This is a genomic window from Mesorhizobium sp. M4A.F.Ca.ET.090.04.2.1 (assembly GCF_003999085.1).
Lineage (GTDB): Bacteria > Pseudomonadota > Alphaproteobacteria > Rhizobiales > Rhizobiaceae > Mesorhizobium.
In genome coordinates, this window is sequence record NZ_RZOT01000459.1 from 1 (window position 1) to 4,977 (window position 4,977).

General features: G+C 64.5%; 7 protein-coding genes. 1 reads left to right on the plus strand and 6 read right to left on the minus strand.

Features of this window, described 5'->3' with window-relative positions; translation table 11 throughout:
• Positions 1-149 precede the first annotated feature (149 nt).
• From EN781_RS25570 to sdhC, 5 genes are read right to left on the minus strand one after another with little or no spacing between them, the layout of a single operon-like run.
• Positions 150-929 (minus strand): succinate dehydrogenase iron-sulfur subunit, encoded by a 780-nt coding sequence (locus EN781_RS25570; RefSeq protein ID WP_126057484.1) that lies wholly within the window; start codon positions 927-929, stop codon positions 150-152.
• On the minus strand, positions 929-1,363 hold the full coding sequence (locus tag EN781_RS25575; protein ID WP_126057483.1) for a DUF3052 family protein: 435 nt from the start codon (positions 1,361-1,363) through the stop codon (positions 929-931). Before EN781_RS25575 ends, EN781_RS25570 begins: the two co-directional genes overlap by 1 nt.
• 2 nt (positions 1,364-1,365) lie before the next feature.
• Positions 1,366-3,198 (minus strand): succinate dehydrogenase flavoprotein subunit, encoded by a 1,833-nt coding sequence (gene sdhA / locus EN781_RS25580; protein WP_126057482.1) that lies wholly within the window; start codon positions 3,196-3,198, stop codon positions 1,366-1,368.
• Between the two features lie 4 nt (positions 3,199-3,202).
• Positions 3,203-3,598 carry a succinate dehydrogenase, hydrophobic membrane anchor protein gene (gene sdhD / locus EN781_RS25585; protein ID WP_126057481.1) on the minus strand — a complete coding sequence of 132 codons (396 nt, stop codon included), beginning with the start codon at positions 3,596-3,598 and terminating at the stop codon, positions 3,203-3,205.
• 2 nt (positions 3,599-3,600) lie between these two features.
• Positions 3,601-4,020, minus strand: coding sequence for a succinate dehydrogenase, cytochrome b556 subunit (gene sdhC, locus EN781_RS25590; RefSeq protein WP_126057480.1), 420 nt, complete (start codon positions 4,018-4,020; stop codon positions 3,601-3,603).
• Here sdhC and EN781_RS34495 point away from each other — a divergent pair.
• Positions 3,917-4,198, plus strand: a complete 282-nt coding sequence (locus tag EN781_RS34495) for a hypothetical protein (RefSeq protein WP_210213500.1) — start codon at positions 3,917-3,919, stop codon at positions 4,196-4,198. The genes sdhC and EN781_RS34495 overlap by 104 nt on opposite strands.
• 59 nt (positions 4,199-4,257) lie before the next feature.
• On the opposite strand, the gene EN781_RS25595 is transcribed toward EN781_RS34495, so the two are convergent.
• Positions 4,258-4,698 (minus strand): hypothetical protein, encoded by a 441-nt coding sequence (locus tag EN781_RS25595; RefSeq protein WP_126057479.1) that lies wholly within the window; start codon positions 4,696-4,698, stop codon positions 4,258-4,260.
• Between the last annotated feature and the right edge of the window lie 279 nt (positions 4,699-4,977).

A 4,977-nucleotide genomic window follows, 5' to 3' on the forward strand; every position in this document is an offset into this window, starting at 1 on the left:
GCCGACCGCGCTTCATCCTTCAACCTTGGAGATAGGCGAAAGCCCTCATGACAGCCAATCTCCCCACCCGTGGGGGAGATGTCCGGCAGGACAGAGGGGGGCGCGAAGGATCGCCGCGTTTGAGGTTGTCGTTGGTTATCCCGCCAAGGCTAAACCCGCCGCTCCACCATCATCTTCTTGATCTCCGCGATCGCCTTGGCCGGGTTCAGGCCCTTGGGGCACGCCTGCGCGCAGTTCATGATGGTGTGGCAGCGATAGAGCCGGAACGGGTCCTCGAGATTGTCGAGCCGCTCGCCCTTGGCCTCGTCGCGGCTGTCGATCAGCCAACGATAGGCTTGCAAGAGCACCGCCGGGCCGAGATAGCGGTCGCCGTTCCACCAGTAGCTCGGGCAGGACGTCGAGCAGCAGGCGCACAGGATGCATTCGTAGAGCCCGTCGAGCTTCTCGCGGTCCTCATGGCTCTGCAGCCATTCCTTGGCCGGCTCCGGCGACACCGTCTTCAGCCATGGCTCGATCGAGGCGTGCTGGGCGTAGAAATTGGTGAGGTCGGGAACCAGGTCCTTGATCACCGGCATATGCGGCAGCGGATAGACTTTCACCGCGCCGGAAATGTCGTCGCAGCCCTTGGTGCAGGCGAGCGTGTTGGAGCCGTCGATGTTCATGGCGCAGGAGCCGCAAATGCCCTCGCGGCAGGAGCGGCGCAGCGTCAGCGTCGGGTCGATCTTGTTCTTGATGTAGAGCAGCGCGTCGAGCACCATCGGTCCGCAATCGTCCATGTCGACGAAATAGGTGTCCATGCGCGGGTTCTCGTCATCGTCCGGCGACCAGCGGTAGATGCGGTATTCGCGAAGATTGGTGGCGCCCTCCGGCTTCGGCCAGGTCTTGCCCTGCTGAACTTTCGAATTCTTGGGGAGCGTGAGTTCGACCATTACCTGCGGTCCTTTCGGATGACGAGCTTCAGCCCGGACCAGATTTCATTCACGGCGGCGATCTTGACGTCGACCAGGTCGCGCTTCAGCGCCTCGGCGCGGATGACGTCCTCGGTGACGTCGGTCGCCACCTTCGACGCCTTCTTCGGCCATGAAACCCAGACCATGCCGTCGCGCTTGATCGCCGTCTCGATGCCGGCAAGGCCGTCCTCGATCTCGGCGCGCCGCCGGGTGAAGGCATGCACGGCATCGTATCTCTGGCGACCAGAAATTTCCGACCAGTCGGCCAGCCGGTCGATCGCGGCAAAGTCCACGGCTCCGGCAAGATCATCCAGCTCCGGCGGCAGCGCGATGAAGGCGGCGACCATGCCGTCCTTCAGGCCGAGCTTGGCCGGAAGCGGGGTGCCGGAATATCCCGTTGCCGCCAGCGCCATCGTCAGTACACCCTGGCCTTCGGCGCGATCTTGGCGAGGCTGATGCCGCCGTCCTTCTCGGCCAGCAGCGGCTCGGTGTGCACCGGACGATAGGTCAGCGTCACCTTGCCGTCCTCGCTGAGATGGGCCAGCGTGTGCTTGCGCCAGGCGGCGTCGTCGCGGGCCGAGAAATCTTCCCGCGCATGCGCGCCGCGGCTCTCCTTGCGAGCCTCGGCGCCGTAGACCGTGGTGATGGCGTTGGCCATCAGGTTTTCGAGCTCCAGCGTCTCGACCAGATCCGAATTCCAGATCATCGAGCGGTCGAACACCTTTATGTCCTTGAGCTCGCCCCAGATCTGCGAAATGCGCTTGCAGCCATTTTCCAGCGATTCCTGTGTGCGGAACACCGCCGCGTCTTCCTGCATCGCCTTCTGCATCTTTTCGCGAAGCACCGCCGTCGGCGTCGAGCCGTTGGCGTGGCGAAGCCGGTCGAAGCGGTCCATGATCTTCTCGACCGAGGCTTCGTTCGGCGACGGGATTGCCGACTTGCGGTCGATCACCTGGCCGGCGCGGATCGCCGCGGCGCGGCCGAACACGACGAGATCGATCAGCGAGTTGGAACCCAGCCGGTTGGCGCCATGCACCGAGGCGCAGCCGGCCTCGCCGACCGCCATCAGGCCTGGCGATACCTTGTCCGGGCTCGCGGCTGTCGGGTTGAGCGCCTCGCCCCAGTAGTTGGTCGGCACGCCGCCCATATTGTAGTGCACCGTCGGCAGCACCGGGATCGGATCCTTGGTGAGATCGACGCCGGCGAAGATCTTCGCCGACTCCGAGATGCCGGGCAGCCGCTCATGGAGCACCGCCGGATCGAGATGGTCGAGATGCAGGAAGATGTGGTCCTTGTTCTTGCCGACGCCGCGTCCCTCGCGGATCTCCAGCGTCATGCAGCGTGAGACGACGTCGCGCGAGGCGAGGTCCTTGGCCGACGGCGCGTAGCGCTCCATGAATCGCTCGCCCTCGGAATTGACGAGATAGCCGCCCTCGCCGCGGGCGCCCTCGGTGATCAGGCAGCCGGCGCCATAGATGCCGGTCGGGTGGAACTGAACGAACTCCATGTCCTGCAGCGGCAGTCCGGCACGGGCGGCCATGCCGCCACCGTCGCCGGTGCAGGTATGCGCCGACGTCGCCGAGAAATAGGCGCGGCCGTAGCCGCCTGTCGCCAGCACCACCATCTTGGCCGAGAAGCGGTGGATGGTGCCGTCGTCGAGGTTCCACGCGACGACGCCGGTGCAGGTGCCGTCCGGCTCCATGATCAGGTCGAGCGCGAAATACTCGATGAAGAACTGCGCGTTATTCTTCAGCGACTGGCCGTAGAGCGTGTGCAGGATGGCGTGGCCGGTGCGGTCGGCGGCCGCACAGGTGCGCTGCACCGGCGGGCCGTCGCCATAGTTCATCATGTGGCCGCCGAACGGCCGCTGGTAGATCTTGCCTTCCTCGGTGCGCGAGAACGGCACGCCGTAATGCTCGAGCTCGTAGACGGCGGCCGGCGCCTCGCGCACCATGTATTCCATGGCGTCGACGTCGCCCAGCCAGTCCGAGCCCTTGACGGTGTCGTACATGTGCCACTGCCAGGAGTCCGGGCCCATGTTGGAGAGCGAGGCGGCGATGCCGCCTTGCGCCGCCACCGTGTGCGAGCGTGTCGGGAACACCTTGGTGATGCAGGCGGTGCGCAGGCCCTGCTCGGCCATGCCGAGCGTGGCGCGCAGGCCGGCGCCGCCGGCGCCGACGATCACCACGTCGAACTTGTGATCGACGAAAGTGTAGGCGGAATTGGCTGATTTCGCGTCCTTGGCCAAAATGTCAGCCTCCGAATGCCAGTTTGAGCAGGGCGAAGAGCGAGGCGACGCCGACCGCTACGGAAAAAAATGTGTTGAGCGCAATCAGCGCCAGCTTCATGCCTTCGCCATGCACGTAATCCTCGATGATCACCTGCATGCCGAGCCGCATGTGGTAGAGGCCGGAAATCAGCACCAGCGCCAGCACCAGCGCCACGAACGGATTGGCGAGCGCCGTCCGCACTTCCGTGTAGCCGTGGCCGTTGAGCGCGATCAGGAAGCCGACGAAGAACAGGATCAGCGGGATGTTGGCGATCGCCGTCAGCCGCTGACGCCAGAAATGTGAAGTGCCCTCGCGGGCCGAGCCAAGGCCGCGGACCTTGGCCAGCGGCGTGCGCATGTCGGTGTTCTTGCCGCTCATGGTCAGGCTCCCCGCGCCATGTAGCCGGCGATCCAGATCAGCAGCGTGAGCAGGATCGAGCCGGCCAGTGTCGCCCAGGCGATCTTCGAGGCCGTGTGCTTCTCGAGCCCGGCGCCGGTGTCCCAGACCAGGTGGCGTACGCCGCCCAGCATGTGGTGCATTAGCGCCCAGGTGTAGCCGAACAGCACCAGCCGCCCCAGCCACGAGCCGAAGGCCCAGTTGACGAGATCGAACGTGGCCTCGGAACTCGCCGCTGCCATCAGCCAGAGCGCCACCAGCAGCGTGCCGAAATAGAGCGCACCGCCGGTGATGCGATGGATGATCGACATGGTCATTGTGATCGGCGGCCGGTACACGCTCAGGTGCGGCGAAAGCGGCCGTTCACGTCTGGCAAATTCGCGGGTGGCTGGTGATTTGCTCATGGCTCCCCCAGTTCGGCGTCTCCTGGAGCCTCAGCGGAAAAGCGGCATTGCCGTTCCCGGTTGCGACTTCGGACAGCCGGTTTCTAATGCTCTTTTTGCACCGCGTCAAAGCCGGAAAATCGTTTTGGAAACGTCATTTAGTCTGAAAAAAGGGCCGGCTTTTGCTTCAATCGATTAGGGCGCGTCCGAAAGCCGGCGCAATGGTTCGCTGCAGTGCGGCATGTCGATGAAGATTGCCTACCTTCTGCAGGTGAGCGGCGTCGACCCCTTCTTCATCAGCAGCGCCTCGCGTCCGTCGATCACAACTGCGTCATGCGTCGTCGCCGCCTGGTAGCGGCTGCTCTGGTTGGCGGGCGACGCCGCAAACTCCTCTGTCCAGCCATCCGGCCCTGCCACACGCAGCGACGTGCCGAGATTTTGGATGGAGATCGTGCCGCCATTACATTTGTAGGTGGCCATGCCGACTGCCGATCGCGGCGCAGTGAGGTCGGTGGTGATCCTGGCTGCGGATGCCGTTGCAGGCGCTGGCGGCGCGGCGGGTGCGGTGGCCTGCAGAGCCGGAGCGGGAGAGATCGCTGGCGATGCCGCCTTGGGCGCGCCATCCTGCGGCACACAGGCCGCTGCCGCAGCGAGCAACGGAGCAAGGAGCAATCCCCGAACCAAGCGGCGTAACGCCATGTGCTGCCCCTCCTGTGCGCGGCACGCTAGCCACGATGTCGTTCCTGATCAAGCTCACCCGGCTCAAACGGCTGGTCGAGGTGGCGCGATGGTGCGGGCAAGCATGGCCGAAAGATGGCCACCCCGTCGGCCGAAATTAACCATGTTTGTTAAAGTCCGGCCGCGAAAGCGGGCCGGCTCTTAACAAAGGTTAAGAAAAGGTTAATTTCCGATTCGAACAGGCTCCAGACCGAAACGGTCGAAGCAAACGGAGGGTGCCATGCGTTCGAATTCGAGCAG